The sequence below is a fragment of the Paracoccus sp. T5 genome (assembly GCF_048538155.2).
Lineage (GTDB): Bacteria > Pseudomonadota > Alphaproteobacteria > Rhodobacterales > Rhodobacteraceae > Paracoccus.
Genome location: NZ_CM135809.1, coordinates 2579109 through 2602041, shown reverse-complemented (window position 1 = coordinate 2602041; position 22933 = coordinate 2579109). Strand labels below are relative to the sequence as shown.

Annotated in this window: 20 protein-coding genes and 1 tRNA gene; 12 read left to right on the top strand and 9 right to left on the bottom strand. The window is 66.8% G+C overall.

Features of this window, described 5'->3' with window-relative positions; genetic code table 11:
* The first annotated feature begins 46 nt into the window (after window positions 1-46).
* Window positions 47-898, top strand: a complete 852-nt coding sequence (locus ACNR9W_RS12745) for a c-type cytochrome (protein WP_419269049.1) — start codon at window positions 47-49, stop codon at window positions 896-898.
* Between the two features lie 148 nt (window positions 899-1046).
* On the opposite strand, the gene ACNR9W_RS12740 is transcribed toward ACNR9W_RS12745, so the two are convergent.
* Window positions 1047-2006, bottom strand: a complete 960-nt coding sequence (locus ACNR9W_RS12740; protein WP_419269047.1) for an aldo/keto reductase — start codon at window positions 2004-2006, stop codon at window positions 1047-1049.
* Between the two features lie 386 nt (window positions 2007-2392).
* Window positions 2393-2854: a hypothetical protein gene (locus ACNR9W_RS12735; RefSeq protein WP_419269046.1), complete on the bottom strand. Its 462-nt coding sequence runs from the start codon at window positions 2852-2854 to the stop codon at window positions 2393-2395.
* Between the two features lie 446 nt (window positions 2855-3300).
* Here ACNR9W_RS12735 and ACNR9W_RS12730 point away from each other — a divergent pair, with 446 nt between their 5' ends.
* Window positions 3301-4368, top strand: a complete 1068-nt coding sequence (locus tag ACNR9W_RS12730) for an NAD(P)H-dependent flavin oxidoreductase (RefSeq protein WP_419269045.1) — start codon at window positions 3301-3303, stop codon at window positions 4366-4368.
* Window positions 4369-4579: 211 nt separating this feature from the next.
* Here the strand turns inward: ACNR9W_RS12730 and ACNR9W_RS12725 are convergent, their stop codons facing one another.
* From ACNR9W_RS12725 to ACNR9W_RS12715, 3 genes are all read right to left on the bottom strand, one after another.
* On the bottom strand, window positions 4580-4879 hold the full coding sequence (locus ACNR9W_RS12725; RefSeq protein WP_419269044.1) for a hypothetical protein: 300 nt from the start codon (window positions 4877-4879) through the stop codon (window positions 4580-4582).
* A 719-nt stretch (window positions 4880-5598) separates the two neighbouring features.
* Window positions 5599-5674, bottom strand: a tRNA-Ala gene (locus ACNR9W_RS12720).
* Window positions 5675-5900: 226 nt separating this feature from the next.
* Window positions 5901-6218: a TIGR02300 family protein gene (locus tag ACNR9W_RS12715; RefSeq protein WP_111300819.1), complete on the bottom strand. Its 318-nt coding sequence runs from the start codon at window positions 6216-6218 to the stop codon at window positions 5901-5903.
* A 96-nt stretch (window positions 6219-6314) separates the two neighbouring features.
* Here ACNR9W_RS12715 and ACNR9W_RS12710 point away from each other — a divergent pair, with 96 nt between their 5' ends.
* The 3 genes from ACNR9W_RS12710 to ACNR9W_RS12700 all read left to right on the top strand — a co-directional run bounded on the left by ACNR9W_RS12710 (window position 6315) and on the right by ACNR9W_RS12700 (window position 8491).
* Window positions 6315-7010, top strand: a complete 696-nt coding sequence (locus tag ACNR9W_RS12710) for a M48 family metallopeptidase (protein ID WP_419269042.1) — start codon at window positions 6315-6317, stop codon at window positions 7008-7010.
* A gap of 31 nt (window positions 7011-7041) precedes the next feature.
* Entirely contained in the window at window positions 7042-7686 is a 645-nt protein-coding gene (locus ACNR9W_RS12705) for a GntR family transcriptional regulator (protein WP_419269041.1), read from the top strand.
* Between the two features lie 67 nt (window positions 7687-7753).
* Window positions 7754-8491, top strand: coding sequence for an intradiol ring-cleavage dioxygenase (locus tag ACNR9W_RS12700; RefSeq protein WP_419269040.1), 738 nt, complete (start codon window positions 7754-7756; stop codon window positions 8489-8491).
* 4 nt (window positions 8492-8495) lie between these two features.
* Here the strand turns inward: ACNR9W_RS12700 and ACNR9W_RS12695 are convergent, their stop codons facing one another.
* Both ACNR9W_RS12695 and hemB read right to left on the bottom strand, forming a co-directional pair.
* Window positions 8496-9119, bottom strand: coding sequence for a lipid-binding SYLF domain-containing protein (locus ACNR9W_RS12695; RefSeq protein ID WP_419269038.1), 624 nt, complete (start codon window positions 9117-9119; stop codon window positions 8496-8498).
* A 70-nt stretch (window positions 9120-9189) separates the two neighbouring features.
* Window positions 9190-10185, bottom strand: a complete 996-nt coding sequence (gene hemB, locus ACNR9W_RS12690) for a porphobilinogen synthase (protein ID WP_419269037.1) — start codon at window positions 10183-10185, stop codon at window positions 9190-9192.
* A gap of 102 nt (window positions 10186-10287) precedes the next feature.
* On the opposite strand from hemB, the gene ACNR9W_RS12685 reads away from it, so the two are divergent.
* From ACNR9W_RS12685 to ACNR9W_RS12670, 4 genes are read left to right on the top strand one after another with little or no spacing between them, the layout of a single operon-like run.
* Window positions 10288-10860, top strand: a complete 573-nt coding sequence (locus tag ACNR9W_RS12685; protein ID WP_419269036.1) for a hypothetical protein — start codon at window positions 10288-10290, stop codon at window positions 10858-10860.
* A 40-nt stretch (window positions 10861-10900) separates the two neighbouring features.
* Window positions 10901-14374: a transcription-repair coupling factor gene (gene mfd / locus ACNR9W_RS12680; RefSeq protein WP_419269035.1), complete on the top strand. Its 3474-nt coding sequence runs from the start codon at window positions 10901-10903 to the stop codon at window positions 14372-14374.
* Complete coding sequence (locus ACNR9W_RS12675; protein ID WP_419269034.1) at window positions 14371-15498, top strand: aminodeoxychorismate synthase component I; 1128 nt, start codon at window positions 14371-14373, stop codon at window positions 15496-15498. The genes mfd and ACNR9W_RS12675 overlap by 4 nt, the downstream gene beginning before the upstream one ends.
* Window positions 15459-16094 carry an aminotransferase class IV family protein gene (locus ACNR9W_RS12670; protein WP_419269032.1) on the top strand — a complete coding sequence of 212 codons (636 nt, stop codon included), beginning with the start codon at window positions 15459-15461 and terminating at the stop codon, window positions 16092-16094. Before ACNR9W_RS12675 ends, ACNR9W_RS12670 begins: the two co-directional genes overlap by 40 nt.
* 282 nt (window positions 16095-16376) lie before the next feature.
* On the opposite strand, the gene clpA is transcribed toward ACNR9W_RS12670, so the two are convergent.
* The gene (gene clpA / locus ACNR9W_RS12665) at window positions 16377-18701 is read right to left on the bottom strand and encodes an ATP-dependent Clp protease ATP-binding subunit ClpA (protein ID WP_419269031.1); all 2325 of its coding nucleotides are present in this window, start codon (window positions 18699-18701) and stop codon (window positions 16377-16379) included.
* 228 nt (window positions 18702-18929) lie between these two features.
* Window positions 18930-19676 (bottom strand): hydroxyacylglutathione hydrolase, encoded by a 747-nt coding sequence (gene gloB / locus ACNR9W_RS12660; protein ID WP_419269030.1) that lies wholly within the window; start codon window positions 19674-19676, stop codon window positions 18930-18932.
* Window positions 19677-19733: 57 nt separating this feature from the next.
* Between gloB and ACNR9W_RS12655 the strand changes: the two genes are divergently transcribed.
* The 3 genes from ACNR9W_RS12655 (at window position 19734) to atpA (ending at window position 22929) form a co-directional block, all read left to right on the top strand.
* The gene (locus tag ACNR9W_RS12655) at window positions 19734-20516 is read left to right on the top strand and encodes a methyltransferase domain-containing protein (RefSeq protein ID WP_419269029.1); all 783 of its coding nucleotides are present in this window, start codon (window positions 19734-19736) and stop codon (window positions 20514-20516) included.
* 311 nt (window positions 20517-20827) lie between these two features.
* Window positions 20828-21394, top strand: coding sequence for a F0F1 ATP synthase subunit delta (locus tag ACNR9W_RS12650; protein ID WP_419269028.1), 567 nt, complete (start codon window positions 20828-20830; stop codon window positions 21392-21394).
* A complete protein-coding gene (gene atpA, locus ACNR9W_RS12645) occupies window positions 21394-22929 on the top strand; it encodes a F0F1 ATP synthase subunit alpha (RefSeq protein ID WP_419269027.1) in 1536 nt (511 codons plus the stop codon). The genes ACNR9W_RS12650 and atpA overlap by 1 nt, the downstream gene beginning before the upstream one ends.
* Window positions 22930-22933: the final 4 nt, after the last annotated feature.

The window sequence follows — 22933 nt, the reverse complement described above, 5'->3', positions numbered from 1 at the left end:
ATCGTTCCGTCCGGCCCCTGTCGGGCCGGTCTTGGGAGGGTTGAACATGTCACGAGTTTTGCTTCTTGCAGGGGTCGGGATCCTGCCCCTGCTTTGTGCGGGCACTGCCGACGCTGCCCCGTCGGTCTCACGGGGGGAATATCTTGTCACGGGTCCTGCGGGGTGCGGGAACTGTCACACTCCGCTTGGCGCGGCAGGGCCTGACATCTCTCGGGCGCTTGGGGGACGGCTGGTGGATGAAAACCCGGCCTTCATTGCCTATGCGCCGAACATCACGCCGGGCGGACATGTCGCAGACTGGACGGACGAGGAACTGGCACGGGCGATTCGCGAGGGGCTGCGTCCCGACGGGACCCTGATCGGGCCGCCGATGCCTTTCGCGCTCTATCGCGGGCTGTCGGATGATGACCTGCAGTCCATCGTCGCCTATCTGAGGACCGTTCCTGCGGTGGAGGGCGAACAGCCCGAAAGCGTCTACAACATCCCCCTGCCGCCGGCCTATGGCCCGCCCGTCGAAAGCGTGCCGCATCCGGAGGAGGGGGTGACGGTGGAATATGGCGCCTATCTTGCCGGCCCCGTCGCCCATTGCATGGAATGCCATACTCCGCATGGGCCGCAGGGACCGCTGCTCGACACGCACGCCGGAGCCGGCGGCTTCGAGTTCCGGGGTCCGTGGGGCGTGTCGGTGGCCGCCAACCTGACGCCGCACCCCGAGGACGGCATTGCGGATGACACGGACGAGGAGCTGAAGGTCATGATCACGCAAGGCCTGCGTCCAGACGGAACGCCGATGATGCCGCCGATGCCCTATGCCTACCTCGCGAACATGACGAGGGAGGATCTTGATGCGATCATCCTCTATCTGCGCAGCCTGAAGCCGCTGCCACTGCCGCAGTGAACAAGGAACTGCCAGGCAGGGGCGGGTGTTGCCGCGCTTGCCTGGCACGATCCTGCCGCAAGGCAAGTAGAGCAAGTTTCACCGGCCTGAAGATTGCCGCTATGCATCCTGAACAAGGTGATGTTGTGGCAAAGGGTCGCCCCAGCCGTCAGCAATAGCTCTCGACGAAGGCCATCTGGTGGTCACCGTAACGACTGCCATGGGCGAACCCCGCCGGAAGAAGATGCTCGATCTCGGCCAGGTCCGCGGCGTCGAGATCCGCAACCTGCCAGTCGCGAAGGTGATCCGCCGTTCGCGTGCCCGGGATCGGAATGATGTGATCCCCCTGCGCGAGGACCCATGCAAGCGCCGCCCCCGGGACCGTCCAGCCCCGGGCGGCGCAGAGATCGCGAAAAGGCGCAATGGCGGCAAGATTGGCTGAGAAGTTCGGCTCGACGAAGCGCGGGTTGGTGTCGCGAAAGTCGATGCCCGCACGGAAGTCCCGCGTCAGGGGTTCGCGCCCGAACATCCCGCGGCCCAGGGGAGAAAAAGCGACAAAGGCCACGCCCAACTCTCGGCAGGTCTGGATCAGGCCAAGCTGAGGCAGCCGCGTCCAGAGGGAAAACTCGTTCTGGACCGCCGTGACCGGATGTTCGGCATGGGCGCGGCGCAAGGTCGATGGCGCGACTTCGGACAGGCCATAGCCGCCGATCTTGCCCTCCTGCACCAGCCTGGCCATCGTTCCGGCCAGATCTTCGATGGGCAGGTCGGGCTGGCGGCGGTGGATGTAATAAAGGTCCACATGCTCCCGTTTCAGCCTGCGAAGCGACTCCTCCAGGCACTGGCGGATGTACGGCTCATCATTGCGCACCGTCCGCGGCGGGCCGTTCACGATGCCGCATTTCGTAGCGAGGTGCACCTCCGGGTGCCCCCACCGCCCGATGACCTGCTCCGAAACTCCCATGCCGTAGATGTTGGCTGTGTCGAAATGGCTGATGCCGGCGTCCAGTGCTGCATCCAGACAGGCCAACGAGGTTGCCTCATCGGTCGGGCCGAACATCCCGCCAAAGCTCATCGCACCAAAGCCAAGGGCGCCAACGCTGCGGTTGCCAAGCCGTCTCTGTTCCACCTGTGCCTCCTGTGCCGCGGTGGGGCAGAGAAACGCGACGCTTCCGGGCAGTCAAGTGAAAGCGCCCATCACGTTTGATCAGGGTTACGGGTAAACGCGGGCTGAAGAAGGCATTGCTTCGGCCTCCCATGTCATTGGCGTGCCCCTTGGCTCGCCGGCTGCTTCAACGCGGAAGCTGCACAGTATGGAACAGACAGGCTAGCTCGCCCTTGAGCGGTAGCAGCAAGGTAGCCTTGGACGAATGCCGCTGACCGACGCCCTGTTTCAAGCGCGTCCAATCCAGACCCGCCGTGAGGCCCTGGCTCCTGCCGAACAGCCCTTTCCGCATGCCGACCTTTTCCTGGGCCAAGCTCAGTCAAACAGCGCCGTCGGCTCAGCGGAAAGACCTAGTCCTGGCTTGCAAAGCCCTTCGGGACACCACGGCCCTTGTCCGCCGGCAAGCCTGCCTCCTGGATCAGATCCTCGGCCATGGAATCTGCATTGGGTCCTGCGTCCAACAGATGCTGCCAGATCTCGCGAACCGCCGGTGCGACCCGTGGCTCCGCCACGGCACGGGCGGTATGAAGCCAGGTCGCCAGGCCATCGCTGCTGTCATACTCGCGCGCCTTCCGCAGGGTGGCGATCCTGGCCTGCGCGGTCGCGGCGAAACGGGCAACGGCGTCGGTGGGCCATTCGATCAACTGATGAAGGTCCTGCCCGTCCGCCAGATAGGAGGCAGCCCAGAACCGTGCCGCGGCGGCATGGCCCTCCACGAAATGGCGTTTCGCTGCGGCCAACTTGTCCGCGAGAGCCTGCGCCTCATCAACAAGGGCTGCCGTCGCTTTCTCCTGTTTCCATTCGCTGAACATCGCGTCGTCCTTTTCCAGGTCGGGAAGGGCAGGGCCCTCATGAAAGCCATCTTGGAGGGAAGGCCTCAGAAGATCTTCTTCCGGACAACCTCCAGTGGGCCGCCCTTGTCATGCTGAGTAAGATAACATCGGTGGCTCATGGCTGCCGAAGATAAGGGGAGCATCGGCGGCTGTGAACCCGAGCCCCGACCGCTTCATATGCGGTGCGGCCCATGACGATGACAGGGTCCGGCATCTGTTTTCCTCCTCATGTCACGTCATTGGTGTTTGCACAGGCCGCGCCCGCCTGGCTCCCCCTGCAACCTGCAACGCGTGCCGGCCGCAAAAGGAACCACGAGGCTTCACCCTGATCCGCGTTGCGCCTTTCCCCCTCCCTCGGCAAGATCATCCTGCGGCCTTGATCTGGCCGGCCTCCTGGCCCAGTCTGCACCAGGGGGGAGCATCCGATGACCGCCACGACCCAGCTTCTGGACCTGCTTCAGGTCCAGCTACCGATCCTTCAGGCGCCGATGGCAGGGGTGGCCACGCCGGCCATGGCCGCGGCCGTCTCGGACGCGGGGGCCTTGGGCGCATTGGGCCTTTGTGCCTCCAGCCCAGAGGCTGCAGGGCAGGCCATCGTGGAGGTCCAGCAGCGGACATCCGCCCCCTTCAACGTGAACTTTTTTTGCCACGCGCGACCACAGCGCGACCCGCCGCTGGAGGCGGCCTGGATCCAGCGGATGGCGCCGCTCTTTGCGCGGTTCGAGGCGGAGCCGCCTGTTGAGCTTCGGGACCTCTACACCAGCTTTCGCGACACCGAAGCCTACCTCGAACTTGTTCTCCAGCTGCGCCCGCCGGTCGTGAGCTTCCATCTGGGCCTTCCGCGTCCTGACCAGATTGCGGCGCTGCGTGCGGCGGGGCTGGTGCTGATCGGCAGCGCCACCTCCCCGGCCGAGGCCCGCGCCATCGAGGCGGCCGGTTGTCATGCCGTCATCGCGCAGGGATGGGAGGCCGGAGGGCATCGTGGCCTCTTCGATCCCACCGCGCCGGACGCCCGGCTTTCGACCGGCGACCTGCTGCGCGCCCTCTTGAACGAGGTGAGCCTGCCGGTCATCGCCGCCGGCGGGATCATGGACGGGCGGGACATCGGCCGCATGCTGGAGCGGGGTGCCGCGGCGGCGCAACTGGGCACCGCCTTCGTCGCCTGCCCGGAAAGCGCCGCGGATGCCGGCTATCGCGACCGCCTTGCCCTGGGCGGCGACACGGTCATGACCCAGGCCATCTCTGGCCGCCAGGCCCGCTGCCTCAGCAACGCTTTCACCCAATGGGCCGAGGATGTCCCACCCGCTGACATCCCCCCCTATCCCTGCGCCTATGATCTGGCCAAGGCGCTCAGCACGGCCGCCAAGGCCAAGGGCGCCACAGCTTACGGCGCGCAGTGGGCCGGTGCGCAGGCCGCACGGGCGCGCGCGCTTTCGGCCGGGGATCTCGTGGAGACTCTGGCCGCGGAGATGGGGGAGTGGGCGAGGGCATGAGGGGCCCGGGGGTGCCCTCGGCTCCTCCAGCGCCCCGGGGACTCTGCCCCGGATCGTCGTGTTGATGCCGTTCCCGATCCACGTGGCGCTGCGAGCGACTGTGTTCACTGCCACACGCATCCGCAGGCCGCCGTCATGATGGTGCTGCTCGTCGCGCGTCGCGGCTGGTCATCTTGACCATGAGGCGCCTGCGCAGCTTTTCAACCAGGGTTCAGAGCCTGCTGGTCGTCTTTCGTTCGGCAGGGGTGGCGAAGGCGACATACGCGGCATCCGGCGGTTCATCCGCATCCCTCTCCGTGGGGGCGGGGTCTTCGGGTGCGGATGCGCGGATGATGCCTAAGCCATAATCGAGATCCCGCGCAATTGCTCCAAAGGCGGCGCACTCCGGCAGGCGCGCGCTGATCTTCAACTGCGCTGCATGATCACGCGCGCGGCCAAATGCGTTCAGAACCTCGCAAAGGTCAGCCTCTGACATGCCCGCGATGGCCGCCCTGAACCGGGTGACATCCATATTCCTCCTCCGTTGCTGCAACATCGGTGCCGGCCGGATCGCCCGCTGTGAAGACAGGGGGTTGGCATAGGGCGCTTTCCTCACTGAACACGGGCCGCCGCCGATGCAGAATACCTAACCCGGGGAATGCGGGAGAGATTTCCTCGATCTTTCCCGGTTCAGCGGCCTCATGTTCGATGATTGGTCTGCAGAATGACCGCCCGGTGTCGGAGACAGGCTATGTCTGACGCTCGGATCACGCTAGCCTTGGCTTCATACAGAAGAATTGACGGGGTGTCGCAAAACCGATCCTGCAGCGCGGTTGTCCCCTGAACTCGTCCCGCATTTTCCAGAACAGGACAGAAGCAACTGCTTGGTTAGGCGGAAATCCAATGCAGATGATTGCAAGGTCAGCATTCCCGGCAGGACATCCTGCGGCAAGGCCGTCCGCTACGGCAAGCAGCGCTTCCGCATCGAGATCATGCTTTGTCATTTGAAAGTTCGGAGCCAGCTTGCCGCCTTGGCTCAGAACAGATGGCCGAAGTTTTTCCCCTCCGCCATCGCGCCAGCTGTCATGTATTTGCATGGGCGACATTAAGGGTGGGCTCTAAGAGAGCATCTTCCCACGGCGGTAGGCGATTGCCTACATCGCCAGATGTGCCAACCCATCGCGTCTCTCGACGGCGCAAGGTCAAATTTTGCGTGAGGAAAGGATTTGCCCGGCATAGCCGGGATGTTTTTGGTGGAGCCAAGGGGAGTCGAACCCCTGACCTCTTGAATGCCATTCAAGCGCTCTACCAACTGAGCTATGGCCCCACCGGAGGTCTGCGAAGCGCCTCAGCGCCGCCGCGTGTGGGGTCTATATGGGCGCCCGCGTGGGGGTGCAAGCGGAAAATCGTCGGGCAGGCGCAGATTCTTTCGCAGTCAGGCGGACATGGGATGCAGGCGCTGAAATTGCGGAGAAAGTGGCCGCGAGAGGCGCGGCCCAGCCCTGCGCGCGCCGGAAAGAAAAGGGCCGCGACTTTCGACGCGGCCCTTGCTCTTATTCTTCTTCGTCGCCGGCGACATCGGCGATGTCGTCCAGCGACACGTCGCCGTCGTCATCGTCCTCTTCCAGCAGGTCGTCGTCCAGTTCGCCGGCCTCGTCGGCGATGTCCTCTTCGTCATCGACCAGTTCGTCGTCATCGGGCCGCACGGCGGTCTTTTCGGTGACAAGCGTCTTGCCGCGACCGTCGGTCAGGCTGTCCCGCGTGAACTGGTTGCCGCAGGCGGGGCAGGTCATCGGGTCGTTCTTCAGGTCATAAAAGCGCGTCGCGCAATGCGGGCACAGGCGCTTCGTGCCCCATTCCTCTTTGGGCATGGTAATCTCCTTCAGCCGCGATTAGGGAAACCGGGCGACCCCCTGCCACAGCGGCCTGAGGGTGTCAAAGGCTTTATCTGGCAGGCCGGGGCGGGCATGGCAAGCGTCGATCAGCGGATCATCCTCGAAGACGGGCTGGCGGTGAGGCTGACACGCTCGCCACGCGCGCGGCGCATGACGCTGCGGGTGCCGCGCGATGGATCGGGCGTGGTGCTGACCCTGCCGGCGCATGTTTCCGAGCGGGAGGGGCGGGCCTTTGCCGAATCCCGCCGCGCCTGGCTGCACCAGGCCGTCGCCCGGCTGCCCGCACGGCAGGTCGCGGTACAGGGCGCCCTGCTGCCGGTCGAAGGGCAGCTGCTGCGGCTGACACCGGCCGAGGTGCGCAGGCCTCAGGTGCAAGGCGACGCGCTGCTGATCCCGCAGGGACGTTCCGCGGGCCCGGTCGCGGCCGCATGGCTGAAGCATCTGGCGGCGGATCGGCTGCGCGCCGCCTGCGACCGCTTCAGCGGCGCCCTGGGCCGCCCCTATCGCGCCCTTGTGCTGCGGGACACGCGGTCGCGCTGGGGCAGCTGCACCCATGACGGCCGGCTGATGTTCTCGTGGCGGCTGGCGATGGCGCCGGGGCCGGTGCTGGACTATGTCGCCGCCCACGAGGTCGCGCATCTGGCGCATATGGACCATTCGCCCCGCTTCTGGGCGCAGGTCGAGGCGCTGATGCCCGGCCATGCACCGCAGCGCGCCTGGCTGAAGGCCCATGGGGGCGATCTGATGCTGTGGCAGTTCCGCGATTGACGGGCGCAAGATTTGTGATCACATGAGGCCCATGAGCGCCGCCCGATCCACCGACCCAACCGCGCATGAGCGTCTGTATCGCAGCCTGCGCAGCCAGATCATGCTGGGCGAACTGCCGCCCGGCAAGGCGCTGACCCTGCGCGGGATCGCCCGCGACCATCACCTGTCGATGACGCCCGCCCGCGAGGCGGTGCGCCGCCTTGTGGCCGAAGGCGCGCTGACCCTGTCGGGATCCGGCCGCGTCGCCACCCCCGCCCTGTCGGACGAGCGGATCGAGGAACTGGCCGCCCTGCGTGCGCTGATCGAACCCGAACTGGCCGCCCGTGCCCTGCCGCGCGCGCATTTCGCCCTGATCGACCGGCTGGCGACCATGAACGGCCGGATCGCCGACGCGGTCGAGCGTCACGACGCGGTCGGTTATATCCGCTGCAACCTGGATTTTCACCGGATGCTCTACCTGCGGGCGCAGGCGCCCGCGATGCTGGCGATGCTGGAGACGATCTGGCTGCAGCTGGGGCCGACGATGCGGGCGCTCTATGGGCGGGTCAAGCGCAACGAGCCGCCGCGGCACCACCGGATGATCCTGGCGGCGCTGCGGGCGGGGGACGAGCCGGCGCTGCGGCTGGCGGTGCGGGCGGACGTGACCCACGGGCTGCGGCACCTGACCTCGGCCTGACGGCCTTGTGACTTCGCGCGGCCCTGGGGTGGGGCATGATGGCGGCATGTCAGCCGGAAGGTGCCTCATGCTGGACCGACGCGATCTTTTGAAGGCCCTGGCCGCTGCGGCGCCCTCGGTCCTGGGCATCGGCGCGGTGGGGCGGGCCCTGGCGCAGGACGCGGCAGAGGCCCAGTTGATTGCCACCCATGTCTGCCGCCTGATGCCCGAGACGACCGAGGGCCCATTTTATTTCGACCCGCGCCTGCTGCGCAGCGACATCAGCGAGGACAAGCCGGGCCATCCGCTGGCCATGCGCCTGCAGGTCGTGGACGCCGCCTGCCGGCCGATCGAGGGCGCGCGGGTCGATGTCTGGCATTGCGACGCGCAGGGCAATTACAGCGGCTATCCCGGCCAGGCCGAGGGCGACCTCAGCGGACAGACCTTCCTGCGGGGGTCGCAGATGACCAACCAGGCGGGGCGGGTGGCCTTTCGGACGATCTGGCCCGGCTGGTACCGGGGCCGCACGGCCCATGTGCATTTCAAGGTCCTGCTGGACCGGCAGGGTCTGGTGACGGGGCAGATGTTCTTTCCCGACCGCTTCAGCCGGGCGGTGTTCCGGCAGCTGCCGGCCTATGCGCGGGGCTCGACCCGCGGCCAGATCTTCAACGACCGCGACGGGATCGCGCGCAGGGCAGGCGAGGGGGCCTTTGCCCAGGTCACCCAGGTCCAGGGCGGCTTCGAGGCCGCGCTGGTCATCGGCGTGGCGCGGGCCCGGGCCGGAGCGCTGCTGCCGGGGACAGCCGGCCCGACCCGCCGGGGCTAAGGGATCAGGCAGGCGCGCCCATCGGCGGCAGGCCGAGCGAGCCAAAGCTGATCTGCGGCAGGGTCGAGGGGATGATGCGGTTGTATTTCGTGCCCTCGATCGCGGCGCCGGCCATCAGGCCGGACTGGCCGAAGATCATCGCCACCACCGGGAACTGGGCCGAGAAGGTGTCGGTCCCCACGGCCATCCCGCCGGCCGGGATCGCGTAGAACGCGCCCGCCCCGGCGACCCAGCCCGGCGCGGCGCGGAAGGCGCCAAGCGCCTCGTCCGTCTGGAAGATCAGCACATGGGCATATTGCTGCGCGCCGGCCTGCAGGCCCACCGTGGCGCGGGTGGCGGAATAGTAATCGACCGACTGCCCGCCGATCCGCAGCGCGCCTTGGCCATAGGCGCCGCCAAAGCCAAGGGCGGCCTCGGTCATCAGCGGCATGTAAAGGACGCCGCGAGCGTTCTGCACCAGCGGGGCGGCGGCCGGATAGGTGCCGACCAGGTATTGCTGGGTCTGGTCGACGCGCGCATCCAGCTGCGCCGCGCCATTGGTGCCCACCGCATTGGTGCAGCCGGCGGCCAGCATCGCAGCGCCGCCCGATGCCAGCAGGTTGCGGCGCGTCATCGTGAATTTGGTCATCTGTCGCCTCGTGTCGGTGATCGGGACTTTTACCGGCCCGTTGGGGCGCAGGATAGGTCAGCGGGCCCGGTCACGCCAGCATCTCGGCCACCGTGGGCGCGAAATAGCTCAGCACCCCGTCGCAGCCGGCGCGGCGGAAGCCCAGTAGGCTTTCCACCATGGCGTCCCGCGACAGCCAGCCGTTGCGGATCGCGCCCTCGATCATCGCGTATTCGCCACTGACCTGATAGGCGAATGTCGGCGCGCCGAATTCGTCCTTCACCGCCCGGCAGATGTCCAGATAGGGCATGCCCGGCTTGACCATGACCATGTCGGCGCCTTCGGCCAGGTCGCGGGCGACGCAGCGGATCGCCTCGCCCCGGTTGGCCGGGTTGATCTGATAGGTCTTCTTGTCGCCCACCAGCCGCCCCGAGGCGCCCACCGCATCGCGGAACGGACCATAGAAGGCGCTGGCGAATTTCGCGGCATAAGAGAGGATCGCCACATGCTTGTGGCCCTCGCGCTCCAAGGCTGTGCGCAGGGCGGCGATGCGGCCGTCCATCATGTCGCTTGGCCCCAGGATGTCGGCGCCGCATTCCGCCTGCACCAGCGCCATGCGGACCAGCGCCTCGACCGTCTCGTCGTTCAGGATCTCTCCGTCCACGACCAGCCCGTCATGGCCGTTGGCGTTGTAGGGGTCCAGCGCGATGTCGGTCATGACCGCCAGTTCGGGCACGGTCTCCTTGACGGCGCGGATGGCCAGGTTGCCGATGTTGTCGGGGTCCCAGGCCCGCTCGCATCCCTCGGTCCGGCTGGACTGGTCGGAATGCGGAAAGATGCAGATGGCGGGGATGTTCAGCCGTGCGGCGCGTTCGGCCGCGCGTTTCGCGCCGTCCAGCGTCAGTCGCTCCACGCCCGGCATCGAGGCGATCTCGCCCTCGGCGCCCGCCACTTCGGTCACGAAAATCGGCCAGATCAGGTTCGCGGGCGTCAGGTTCGTTTCCGACACCATGGCGCGGATATTGGCGTTGCGGCGCAGCCGGCGCAGGCGCGAGGCGGGAAAGGGGGCAATGATCGGGCTGGCCATGGGGCCTCCTGCAAATGGGACGGCAGCTGGGACAACCGGGCGGCTTTCCCTTGGTCAAAACCCGTTCTAAGGTCGCCGGCAGCCAAGGACAAGGAACTGCCAGTGCCGCAAGTCAACAGCCTGATCGGGCTTCTGGACAGCCGGTCTTTCATGACGATCTGGTACTGGCTGGCGCTGGTGGGCATGTGGTCCGCCACCGGCCGCAGTGTGCTGGGCGTGCCGACCGAGGTGCTGGCCCGCGCCAGCGCCGCACAGGCCGCGGGACAGGCCGAGGGCGCCGCCGTCATCACGCTGCTGGACTGGCTGTCGCTGGTCCTGCCGCGCTGGCAGCTGGACACGCGCGAGGGGGCGCTTTTCCTGGCGGTCACCAGCTTCCTTCTGAGCTCGCTGGCGGTGCTGGGCTTTGTCTTCTGGCTGGAAATGGCGCAGGCGATGGTGCTGTTGCTGGTGCCCTTCTGGCTGCTGTTCTGGATGCGCATCCGGCTGGCGCGACGCCTGGTCCCGCTGGTCGAGGCGGCGCAGGACGGGCAGATGGAGCTGTCGCAGGTGGCCGCGCGGGCGGTGCATCTGATGTCCTGGCACCGCCGTTGGGTCACGCTGATGTCGATGGTCGCGATCGCGCTGACGGTGCTTTGGGGGACGCTGTGGGCCATCATGCATCCCAACGGGCTGTGAGGCGCTTGACTTCGCGGCGCGGCCCTATACCTGACGGCTCATGTCCGACCAGCTGATCCTTTCCGGTGCGCCCGAAGGCTATGACGCGGCGCTGATCGCGCGCGAGGCGGCGCGTCCCGAAAACCGTGGCGCGCCGGTGATCCACATCGCCCGCGACGACCGCCGCATGGCCGCCACACGCGCGGCCCTGGCCTTTCTGGCTCCGCAGCTGGCGGTGCTGGACTTTCCGGCCTGGGACACGACCCCCTATGACCGCGTCTCGCCCGCGCCCGAGATTCAGGCGGCGCGCATGGCCACGCTGGCCGGGCTGGCGCAGGGGGCGATCAAGGGCCCCTTTGTCCTGCTGACCACGCTGAACGCCGTCTTGCAGCGTCTGCCGGCGCGCGACCTGGTGGCCCGGACCGCCTTCACCGCCCGCGTGGGCGACCGCATCGACGAGGCGGCCCTGCGCGAGTTCCTGGTGCGCATGGGCTTTGTCCAGAGCCCGACGGTGACCGATCCGGGCGACTATGCCATTCGCGGCGGCATCATCGACATCTTTCCGCCGGGCGAAGCCGGGCCGATCCGGCTGGACCTGTTCGGCGACGTGCTGGATGGGGCGCGGCGTTTCGACGCGGCCACCCAGCGTACCACCGAAAAGCTGTCGCGGATCGAGCTTGCGCCCATGTCCGAGGTGATCCTGGACGAGCCGTCGATCACCCGCTTCCGCCAGAGCTATCGGACGGAATACGGGGGTGGGACCAATGACCCGCTTTACGAAAGCGTCAGTGCCGGCCGCAAGACGGCGGGGATGGAGCATTGGCTGCCCTGGTTCCATGACCGGATGGAAAGCCTGTTCGACTATCTGCCCGGCGCCTCGGTGGTGCTGGACGACCATCTGGGCCAGGTGATCGACGCGCGCCGCCTGATGATCCGCGAACAGTTCGACGCCCGCTGCGCCGCGATGGCGGCCAAGGGGCGGGCCGATACCGTCTACAAGCCCGTGCCGCCCAATGCGATGTTCCCGACCGAGGCGGAATGGGCGGGCTGGCTGGCCCCGCATCGGGTGCTGCGCCTGTCGGTCCTGAACCAGCCGCCCGGCCCCGGCGTGCTGGACGCGGGCGGGCGGCCGGGCCGGAATTTCGCGCCCGAGCGGCAGGCCGAGACGATCAACCTGTTCAGCGCGCTGGCGGGCCATGTGAAGGCGCTGGCCAAGACCCACCGGGTCGTCATCGCCAGCTTTTCGGACGGGGCACGCGAACGGCTGGCGGGGCTGCTGAAGGATGAAGGCCTGACCGGCGCCGCGCCCATCGGCGATTTGCGCGACCTGCCTGATCAGCCCGGCGCGCTTGGCCTGGCGGTCTGGCCGCTGGACGAGGGCTTCGTGGCGGAGGGAACGGCGCTTGGCCGCATCGCCGTCATCTCGGAACAGGACGTGCTGGGCGACCGGCTGATCCGGGGCGCGAAGAAGCGCCGCAAGGCCGAGAACTTCCTGAAGGACACCCAGACCCTGTCGCCCGGCGATCTGGTCGTCCATGTGGAACATGGCATCGGCCGCTATACCGGGATCGAGACGATCATGGCGATGAAGGTGCCGCATGACTGCGTGGCGCTGGAATATGCAGGCGGCGACCGCCTCTATCTGCCGGTCGAGAATATCGAGCTGCTGTCGCGCTACGGCCACGAGGAGGGCCTTTTGGACCGCCTTGGCGGCGGGGCTTGGCAGGCCCGCAAGGCGCGGCTCAAGGAACGCATCAAGCTGATCGCCGACAAGCTGATGCGCGTCGCGGCCGAACGCCTGTTGCGACCCGCGCCCGTGCTGGAGCCCGAGGAGCACGACTGGCAGCAGTTCGCCGCCCGCTTCCCCTACAGCGAGACCGACGACCAGCTGGCCGCGATCGAGGACGTGGCCGAGGATCTGGCCGCCGGTCGCCCGATGGACCGGCTGGTGGTGGGCGACGTGGGCTTTGGCAAGACCGAGGTGGCGATGCGCGCGGCCTTCATCGCCGCATCCCAGGGGATGCAGGTGGCGGTCGTGGCGCCGACGACGCTGCTGGCCCGCCAGCATTACCGCAGCTTTGTTGAACGCTTTCGCGGCACGGCGATCACCGTCCGCCCGCTGTCGCGTTTCGTCAGCGCCAAGGATGCCAATGCCACCCGCACCGGGCTGACCGATGGCAGCGTCGATATCGTCGTGGGCACCCATGCCGTGCTGGCCAAGGGCATCCGCTTCAAGAACCTCGGCCTCCTGATCATCGACGAGGAGCAGCATTTCGGCGTCGCCCACAAGGAGCGCCTGAAGGAGTTGCGCAGCGACATCCACGTCCTGACCTTGACCGCCACGCCCATCCCCCGCACGCTGCAGCTGTCCCTGACCGGCGTGCGCGACCTGTCGGTGATCGGCACGCCGCCCGTCGACCGCCTGGCGATCCGCACATATGTCAGCGAATTCGACAGCGTCACCATCCGCGAGGCGCTGCTGCGCGAGAAATACCGCGGCGGGCAGTCGTTCTTTGTCGTTCCGCGCCTGACCGACCTGCCCGATGTCGAGCATTGGCTGACCGAGAACATGCCCGAGCTGTCCTATATCGTGGCCCATGGCCAGCTGGCGGCAGGCGACCTGGATCAGCGCATGAACGCCTTTTACGACGGCAGCCATGACGTGCTGCTGGCCACGACCATCGTCGAATCGGGGCTGGATATCCCGACCGCGAACACCATGGTCATCTGGCGGGCGGACATGTTCGGCCTGGCGCAGCTTTACCAGATCCGGGGCCGGGTGGGGCGGTCCAAGGCACGGGCCTATTGCTATCTGACGACCAAGCCGCGCCAGCCGCTGACCCCTCAGGCGATGCGGCGGCTGAAGTTCCTGGGTTCGATCGACGGGCTGGGGGCGGGCTTCAACCTGGCCAGCCAGGACATGGACCTGCGCGGCGCCGGCAACCTGCTGGGCGAGGAGCAGTCGGGCCATATCAAGGAAGTCGGATTCGAGCTGTACCAGCAGATGCTGGAGGAGACGATCGCCAAGCTGAAGTCGGGCGAGCTGGAGGGCACGCCCGAGGATGAATGGGCGCCGCAGCTGAACCTGGGCGTGCCGGTGACGATTCCGGAAAGCTATATCCCCGACCTGGACGTCCGCCTTGGCCTCTATCGCCGCCTGGCCGAGCTGACAACCAAGGTCGAGCTGGAGGGTTTCGCGGCCGAGCTGATCGACCGCTTCGGGCCCTTGCCGCGCGAGGTGAACACGCTGCTCTTGGTCATCCGCATCAAGGCCATGGCCAAGCGCGCCAACATCTCAAAGCTGGACGCGGGGCCCAAGGGGATCACCGTCCAGTTCCACCTCGACAAGTTCCCCGAGCCTGCCGGCCTGGTCGAATTCCTGTCCGAGGAGCGCGGCACCGCCAAGGTCACCGACAACAAGGTCGTCCTGCGGCGCGAGTTTTCTTCGGATGCCGAACGGATCAAGGGTGCCTTCGCCGTGGCCAGAGACTTGGCCGCAAAGATCAAGGCCGGCAAGCAGAAGGCCAGAACATGAACGGGCTGATCCGGTTCGACACCGGCCCGCTGCCGGGCGGGACGGAATTCGCGCACCCGCAGAGCGTGATCCGCGCCGATACGCCCGAAGAGGTCGGCCCCGCCCTGGCGGCCCTGCAGGCGGCGCAGGCCCGCGGCATGTGGCTGGCCGGCTCTCTGTCCTATGAACTGGGTCACGCGCTGACCCCGCGCCTGGCCGAGCTGATGCCCCCCGACCGGCAGATGCCGCTGATCCTGATGGGGGTCTTCGACGGCCCGCGTCCCGCGCCGCCGCTTCCGGCACCGCAGGGCGTCAGCTTTGGCCGGCTGCGCCCGCTGTGGGACCGGGCGCGCTATGACGCGGCCATCGCGGCCGTGCATGCCTATATCGCGGCCGGCGACACCTACCAGATCAACCTGACCTTTCCGCTGGAGGCGGAGGTCACCGGCGATCCGCGGGCCCTTTACGCCGCCCTGGCCGCCCGACAGCCGGTGGGCGAGGGGGCCTTCGTGGACCTGGGCGGGCCGGTCGTTCTATCCCGCAGCCCCGAGCTGTTCTTCGCGGTGGATCATCAGGGCGTCATCGAAACGCGCCCGATGAAGGGAACTGCTGCCCGCGCCGCCACCCTGGCCGAGGACGACGCCGCCGCGCAGGCGCTGCAGCAGTCGGAAAAGAACCGCGCCGAGAACCTGATGATCGTCGATCTTCTTCGCAACGACATCAGCCGCATCTGCCGGCCGGGCAGCGTCCATGTCCCCCAGCTGTTCCATATCGAACGCTATGCCACGGTGCACCAGATGGTCTCGACCGTCCGCGGCCAGCTGGTGCCGGGGGTCGGGCTTGCGCAGATCTTGGGCGCGCTCTTTCCCTGCGGCTCGATCACCGGGGCGCCCAAGATCCGGTCGATGCAGATCATCGCGGAACTGGAGGCGGCCCCGCGGGAGGTTTATTGCGGCGCCATCGGCTGGGTCGATCCGGCCGGGCCGATGCGGTTCAATGTCGCGATTCGCTCGCCCTGGATGATCGCCCCGGGGCGCTTGCGGCTGAATGTCGGCGGCGGCATCGTGCATGACAGCGAAGCCGGGTCCGAATGGGAGGAGGCGCTGTGCAAGTCCGCATTCTTGGGCGCATTCCCGACAATCTGACCGTCTTCGAGACGATGCGCCGCGAGCCGGACGGCCAGATCGCGCTGTGGCCCCTGCACCTGGCGCGGCTGCGGAACGGCTGCGCGGCAGTCGGTTTTCCGCTGGACGAGGCCTTGGCGCAAGAGGCGCTGTCCCGGCTGCCCGCAGGTCAGCTGCTGCGCGCCCGCCTGGCGGTGGATGCCAGCGGCCGGATCGAGGTGACCCATGCCCCGCTGCCGCCCAACCCTCCTCTCTGGCGGGTGATCATCTCGGACCGGCGGCTGCAGGCGGGTGATCCCTGGCTCTCCATCAAAAGCTCGCATCGCCCGGTCTATGATCATGTGCGTCAGGCGTTGCCCGCAGGGGTCGACGAGGCGCTGCTCCTGAACCAAATGGACGAACTCTGCGAAGGCACCATCACAAGCATTTTTCTGGACCGGGGCGGCGCGCTGCTGACGCCGCCGCTGGCCTGCGGCCTGCTTCCAGGGGTGCTGCGCCAGAGCCTGCTGATGCAGGGCCGCGCGCAGGAAGCGCACCTGCAGCTGTCGGATCTGGCGGAAGGGACGCTCTATTGCGGGAACGCCCTGCGCGGCTTGATTCCGGCGCTTCTGGTTTGAGAGAGGCCGGTGCTCTTGGACGGGGCTTAGGTCTTCAGCGGACCTACGGGCCGGCAACCGATTGGGCGTGGCTCAGGGTTGCAACAAATGGCGATGACCGAGCAGGGATTGGCACGGCCCGCGTCTTTTAATCTATCCAAGTTGGTCGGGCGGGATGTCCGTTCCAACGTCGCACTTGATAGCGCTGGCTCAGTTATGAACCTGTAGCTGCATCCCCAAGCTACCCATATGCAAAAGCCCCGCCGGTCAGGGCGGGGCTTCCAAACCTTCATGGGTCTTGCGTTACTCCGCCGTCAGCAGCGGGGTCTTGGACTTGCCGATCCGCGGAGCGTCAGGACCGGTGATGTCGAAGGCGGGCTTGTCATCCTCGATTTTCACGCGCACCACCCCGCCCTTGGTCAGGCCGCCGAACAGCAGTTCCTCGGCCAGGGGCTTCTTGATGTATTCCTGGATCACCCGGCCAAGCGGGCGGGCGCCCATGCGATCGTCATAGCCCTTTTCGGCCAGCCAGTCGGCGGCTTCCGGGGTCAGTTCGATATGGACATTGCGGTCCATCAGCTGCGCCTCCAGCTGCAGCACGAACTTCTCGACCACGTGGACGACCACCTCGCGTGACAGCGGGGCAAAGCTGATAATCGCGTCCAAGCGGTTGCGGAATTCGGGCGTGAAGGTCCGCTCGATGGCGGCCGTATCCTCGCCCTCGCGCCGGTCCCGGCCAAAGCCGATCGCCGCCTTTGCCTGATCCGCGGCCCCTGCGTTCGAGGTCATGATCAGGATCACGTTGCGGAAGTCCACCTGGCGGCCGTTGTGGTCGGTCAGGCGGCCCGCATCCATGATCTGCAGCAGGATGTTGTAGACATCCGGATGCGCCTTCTCGATTTCGTCCAGCAGCAGGACGCAATGCGGGTGCTGGTCGACACCATCGGTCAGCAATCCGCCCTGATCAAAGCCGACATAGCCCGGAGGCGCGCCGATCAGGCGGCTGACCGCATGCTTCTCCATGTATTCCGACATGTCAAAGCGCAGCAGTTCCACCCCAAGCGTCGTCGCCAGCTGCTTGGCCACCTCGGTCTTGCCCACCCCGGTCGGCCCGGCAAAGAGATAGTTGCCGATCGGCTTTTCCGGTTCGCGCAGCCCGGCGCGGGCCAGCTTGATCGCGCTGGAGAGCGTCTCGATGGCATTGTCCTGACCAAAGACCACCCGCTTGAGCGAGGCCTGCAGGTCGCGCAGAACCTCGGCATCGTTCTTGCTGACGTTCTTGGGCGGAATGCGGGCGATCTTGGCCACCACGGCCTCGATCTCCTTGGGGCTGATGGTCTTGCGCCGCTTGCTTTCGGCCACCAGATGCTGGGCCGCCCCCGCCTCGTCGATCACGTCGATGGCGCTGTCGGGCAGCTTGCGGTCGTTGATGTAGCGGCTGGCCAGTTCCACCGCCGACTTGATCGCGTCGTTGGTATAGCGCAGGTCGTGATGCTTTTCGAAATGCGGCTTCAGCCCCATCAGGATCTTGATGGTGTCCGGAACCGAAGGCTCGTTCACGTCGATCTTCTGGAACCGGCGGCTGAGCGCGCGGTCCTTTTCGAAATGCTGGCGATACTCCTTATAGGTGGTGGACCCCATGCAGCGCAGCTTGCCGCCCGCCAGTGCGGGTTTCAGCAGGTTTGAGGCGTCCATCGCCCCGCCCGAGGTCGCGCCCGCACCGATCACGGTGTGGATCTCGTCAATGAACAGGATCGCATCGGGATGCGCCTCCAGTTCCTTGACCACGGCCTTCAGGCGCTCCTCGAAGTCGCCGCGATAGCGGGTGCCTGCCAGCAGCGCGCCCATGTCCAGCGAAAAGATCGTGGCCCCGGCCAGGACGTCGGGCGTCTCGCCGCGCGTGATCTTCAGCGCCAGACCCTCGGCGATCGCGGTCTTGCCCACGCCCGGGTCGCCCACCAGCAGCGGGTTGTTCTTGCGCCGGCGGCAGAGGACCTGGATGGCACGCTCGACCTCGGCCTCTCGGCCGATCAGCGGGTCGATGTCGCCCTTCTTGGACTTCTGGTTCAAATCCACGCAATATTTGCCAAGCGCGGTTTCGTCCTTGGCATCCTGCGCGGCCTCGGCCTTGGTCTGTTCGACCGGCTCGTCCGAACCTGCCACCTTGCGCGGCTCGTTGAAGCTGGGGTTCTTGGCCACGCCATGCGCGATGAAGTTGACCGCGTCGTAACGGGTCATGTCCATTTCCTGCAGGAAGAAGGCCGCGTTCGATTCCCGTTCGGCAAAGATTGCGACCAGCACGTTCGCGCCCGTCACCTCCTGCCGACCCGAGCTTTGCACGTGGATGGCCGCGCGCTGGATCACGCGCTGGAAAGCCGCCGTCGGCACCGCTTCGGAGCCGTCGACATCGGTGATGAGGGTCGACAGGTCATCCTCGATGAACTCGATCAGCGTCTTGCGCAGCTCTTCCAGATCGACGTTGCAGGCCCGCATGACCTTGACCGCATCGGGTTCCTCGGTCAGGGCCAGCAGCAGATGCTCCAGCGTCGCAAGCTCGTGTCGATGTTCGTTCGCCAGCGCGAGCGCTTGGTGAATGGCCTGTTCCAGGGAGGTCGAGAAACTTGGCACGGTCGTCTCCTGTCAGTCGGCTGGCGGTATGGGACCCATTCTTGGCCCACCTGCCCAGACTGTCATGATAGCTTTAAGATTTGGTGGATTTCCGCCGGCATCAAGTGCTTTTTCTGACAGGTGCCACGAATTTCCAACGGTTGAGGCAGATGTGATGTCGCAGCGCCCGGATTTCAAGCGCCAGGGGAACAGGCTCCGCGGCCGGGTGTCGCGGAACGGCCGCAGCGTCTAGAATTCGTCCTTCATCCGGCGCAGCCGGGCAAAGACTTCGGCATCGCTGGCGCCGGCCAGGCCCAGGCCGTCCCGCAGCTCCGGAATGCGCAGGAACGGATTTGTGGCCCGTTCCTGCTCCAGCGTGGCCGGGGCGCAGGGTTCGCGCGCTTCCTGGATCGCCGCCAGCCGGTCGTGCAGCGCCGCATTGTCGGGATCGACCGACAGGGCGAACGCCCCATTCCCGCTGCAATAATCATGCCCGGAACAGATCAGGGTACCGCCGGGCAGGGCGTTCAGCCGCGTCAGGCTGTCCCACATCATGGCCGGATCGCCCTCGAACAGCCGCCCGCAGCCCATCGCCATCAGGCTGTCGGCGGTAAAGGCCATGCGGCTGTCGGGAAAGTGGAAGGCGACATGACCCACCGTATGGCCCGACACGTCGATCACCTCGACCGCCTCGCCCAAAACCTCCAGCGGCTCGTGGGGGCGGACGCGCAGATCCAGCGGCGGCAGGCGATGCGCATCGGTATCCGCACCGATTACCCGGGCACCCGTGGCGGCGACGATCTCGGGGACCGCCTGGATGTGGTCGTCATGGTGATGGGTCAGCAGGATCGCGTCCAGGCCCCAGCCCCGCGCGTTCAGTTCCGTCAGAATCGGCATGGCCTCGGGGGCGTCGATCAGCACCGTGCCGGCCTCGCCATGCAGCAGATAGGCATAGTTGTCCTTGAGACAGCGCAGCGTGACCAGGTCCAGCGGCATTGGCAAATCCCTCCCCTTGTGGTGATCTGAGCCTGTCAAAAGCCGAACCGGGGCGCAATGCATCACGACATCGATCAGTTGCGGCATTTCTATTACCAGCGTTCCCTGGGGCGGGTGGTGCAGCGGATCCTGCGCGACCGGCTGACAGCGCGTTGGGCGCCCGCCGGCACCACCGGGATGACCGTCGCGGGTTTCGGCTTTGCGGCGCCGATGCTGCGGCCCTACCTGGCCCATGCACGACGCGTCACCGCGCTGATGCCGGGACCGCAGGGGGTGCTGGGCTGGCCCGCCGGGATGCCCAACCACTCGGTCCTCTGCGACGAGGCGGCCTGGCCGATCGAGACGGGCAGCATCGACCGACTGGTGATGCTGCACGGGCTGGAGACCAGCGATCATCCCCGCGAACTCCTGGCCGAAGCATGGCGCTGCCTGGGGCCGGGGGGGCGCATGATGATGATGGTGCCGAACCGGGCGGGCCTCTGGGCGGCCAGCGACCGGACGCCCTTCGGCTTTGGCCGCGCCTATACCACGGGCCAGATCGAGCAGCAGATGCGGGCCGCGGGGCTGATGCCCGAATGGCACGGCTCGGCCATCTACATCCCGCCCTCGGACCGGCGCTTCTGGCTGCGCAGCGCGCAGTTCTGGGAACGGGCCGGCGCGCGGATCAGCCGGGTGCTGATCGCGGGGGTCATCCTGGTGGAGCTGTCCAAGCAGACCCGCGCGCCGGTCGGGCCTGGCATCCGGATCCATGTGCCAAGCCCACGGGAAATCCTGGACGGGGTCACGCGCCCGCGCCCGAAAAGCGCCCCGGTCCGGCGCGCCGGCGGTGGCGGGGACTGAGTCGGTTCGGCCTGCCGACAGGCGTCGGGACCAGGCGCCTTGGCCCGCGACATGCGTCATCCGGCCACAGGGGGGAACCCGCTTCAGCCGCAATGTTAGCGCTGCTTGTTACTGGTTTCACGCAACCTGCGCCGATTGTCGCAAAGGCCCGCGTTTCCTTGCCCTTGTAGGTTGCCGGGCACGAAATCACCTGCTAGAGACGCCGCAGATTTCCGCACGACCCTCCATAAGCCGTGCGACTGCGACCCGCACCCCGCGACAGACCAGGCAGCAGCCCGGCCCGCCAGCGGGGTTTGCGCAAACCGTAAAGGATGACCGTGGCCAACTCTGTTTCCATGTCCCAGAGCATCGCCGGACGCTATGCGCAGGCCGTCTTCGACATCACGAAGGAAGATGGGGGGCTTGATGCCCTGGCCCGGCAGACCGCCGATCTGGATGCCGCGCTGAAGGACAGCGCGGACCTGCGCGACCTGATCGCCAGCCCGCTTTATTCCCGCGACCAGCAGTCCCGCGCCATCGCCGCGCTGGCCGCGAAGATGAAGCTGTCGCCGGTCCTGTCGAACACGCTGCAGCTGATGGCCCGGAACCGTCGCCTGTTCGTCCTGCCGCAGCTGACCAGCCGCCTGGCCGACCTGATCGCGACCGAGCGCGGCGAGATCACCGCTGACGTCACCAGCGCCATCGCGCTGAGCGACGAGCAGCAGGAACGCCTGAAACAGACCCTGGCCGAGAAATCGGGCAAGACGGTCAAGCTGAACACGCGCGTCGATGAGACCCTCATCGGCGGCATGATTGTCAAGTTGGGCTCGAAGATGATCGACAGCTCGGTCCGCTCGAAGCTCGCTTCCCTGCAGAATGTCATGAAAGAGGTCGGATAATGGGAATCCAGGCTGCCGAGATTTCGGCGATCCTCAAGGAGCAGATCAAGAACTTCGGCCAGGATGCCGAGGTTGCCGAAGTCGGCCAGGTGCTGTCCGTCGGTGACGGGATCGCTCGTGTCTACGGTCTGGACAAGGTCCAGGCCGGCGAGATGGTGGAATTCCCCGGCGGCGTCCGCGGCATGGTGCTGAACCTCGAGACCGACAACGTCGGTATCGTGATCTTCGGCGACGACCGCACGATCAAGGAAGGCGACACCGTCAAGCGCACGCGCTCGATCGTGGACGTTCCGGTCGGCAAGGCCCTGCTGGGCCGCGTCGTGGACGGCCTGGGCAACCCGATCGACGGCAAGGGCCCGATCGAGACGACCGAGCGTCGCGTGGCCGACGTCAAGGCGCCGGGCATCATGCCCCGCAAATCGGTCCATGAACCGATGGCGACGGGCCTCAAGTCGGTCGACGCCATGATCCCGGTCGGCCGCGGCCAGCGCGAGCTGATCATCGGCGACCGCCAAACCGGCAAGACCGCCATCGCGCTGGACACGATCCTGAACCAGCAGAACTACAACGGCCGCGAGGCCGAGGGCATGAAGACCCTGCACTGCATCTATGTCGCAGTGGGTCAGAAGCGCTCGACCGTCGCCCAGCTGGTCAAGAAGCTGGAAGAAACCGGCGCCATGGCCTACACGACCGTCGTGGCCGCTACCGCGTCCGACCCGGCGCCGATGCAGTTCCTGGCGCCCTATTCGGGCACCGCGATCGGCGAATACTTCCGCGACAACGGCATGGATGCGCTGATCATCTATGACGACCTGTCCAAGCAGGCCGTGGCCTACCGCCAGATGTCGCTGCTGCTGCGCCGTCCGCCCGGACGCGAAGCCTATCCGGGCGACGTGTTCTACCTGCACTCGCGCCTGCTGGAGCGTTCGGCAAAGCTGAACGAGGCCAATGGCGCCGGCTCGCTGACCGCGCTGCCGATCATCGAGACGCAGGCGGGCGACGTGTCGGCCTATATTCCGACCAACGTGATCTCGATCACCGACGGCCAGATCTTCCTGGAAACCGAACTGTTCTTCCAGGGCATCCGCCCGGCGGTGAACACCGGTCTGTCGGTCAGCCGCGTGGGTTCGGCCGCACAGACCAAGGCGATGAAGTCGGTCGCCGGCCCCGTGAAGCTGGAACTGGCGCAGTACCGCGAGATGGCGGCCTTTGCCCAGTTCGGTTCGGACCTGGATGCCGCCACGCAGCGCCTGCTGAACCGCGGTGCCCGCCTGACCGAGCTGATGAAGCAGCCGCAGTACCGTCCGCTGACCAACGCCGAGATCGTGATCGTGATCTATGCCGGCACCAAGGGCTATATCGACAGCGTGCCCGTGCGCGATATCGTGGCCTGGGAAGACGGCCTGATCCAGTTCCTGCGCAGCCAGAAGTCGGACCTGCTGGACGACATGACCCGCAACGACCGCAAGGTCTCGGGCGATCTGGAAGCCTCGATCAAGGCGGTGCTGGACGAATACAACCGCACCCGCGCCTGAGAGG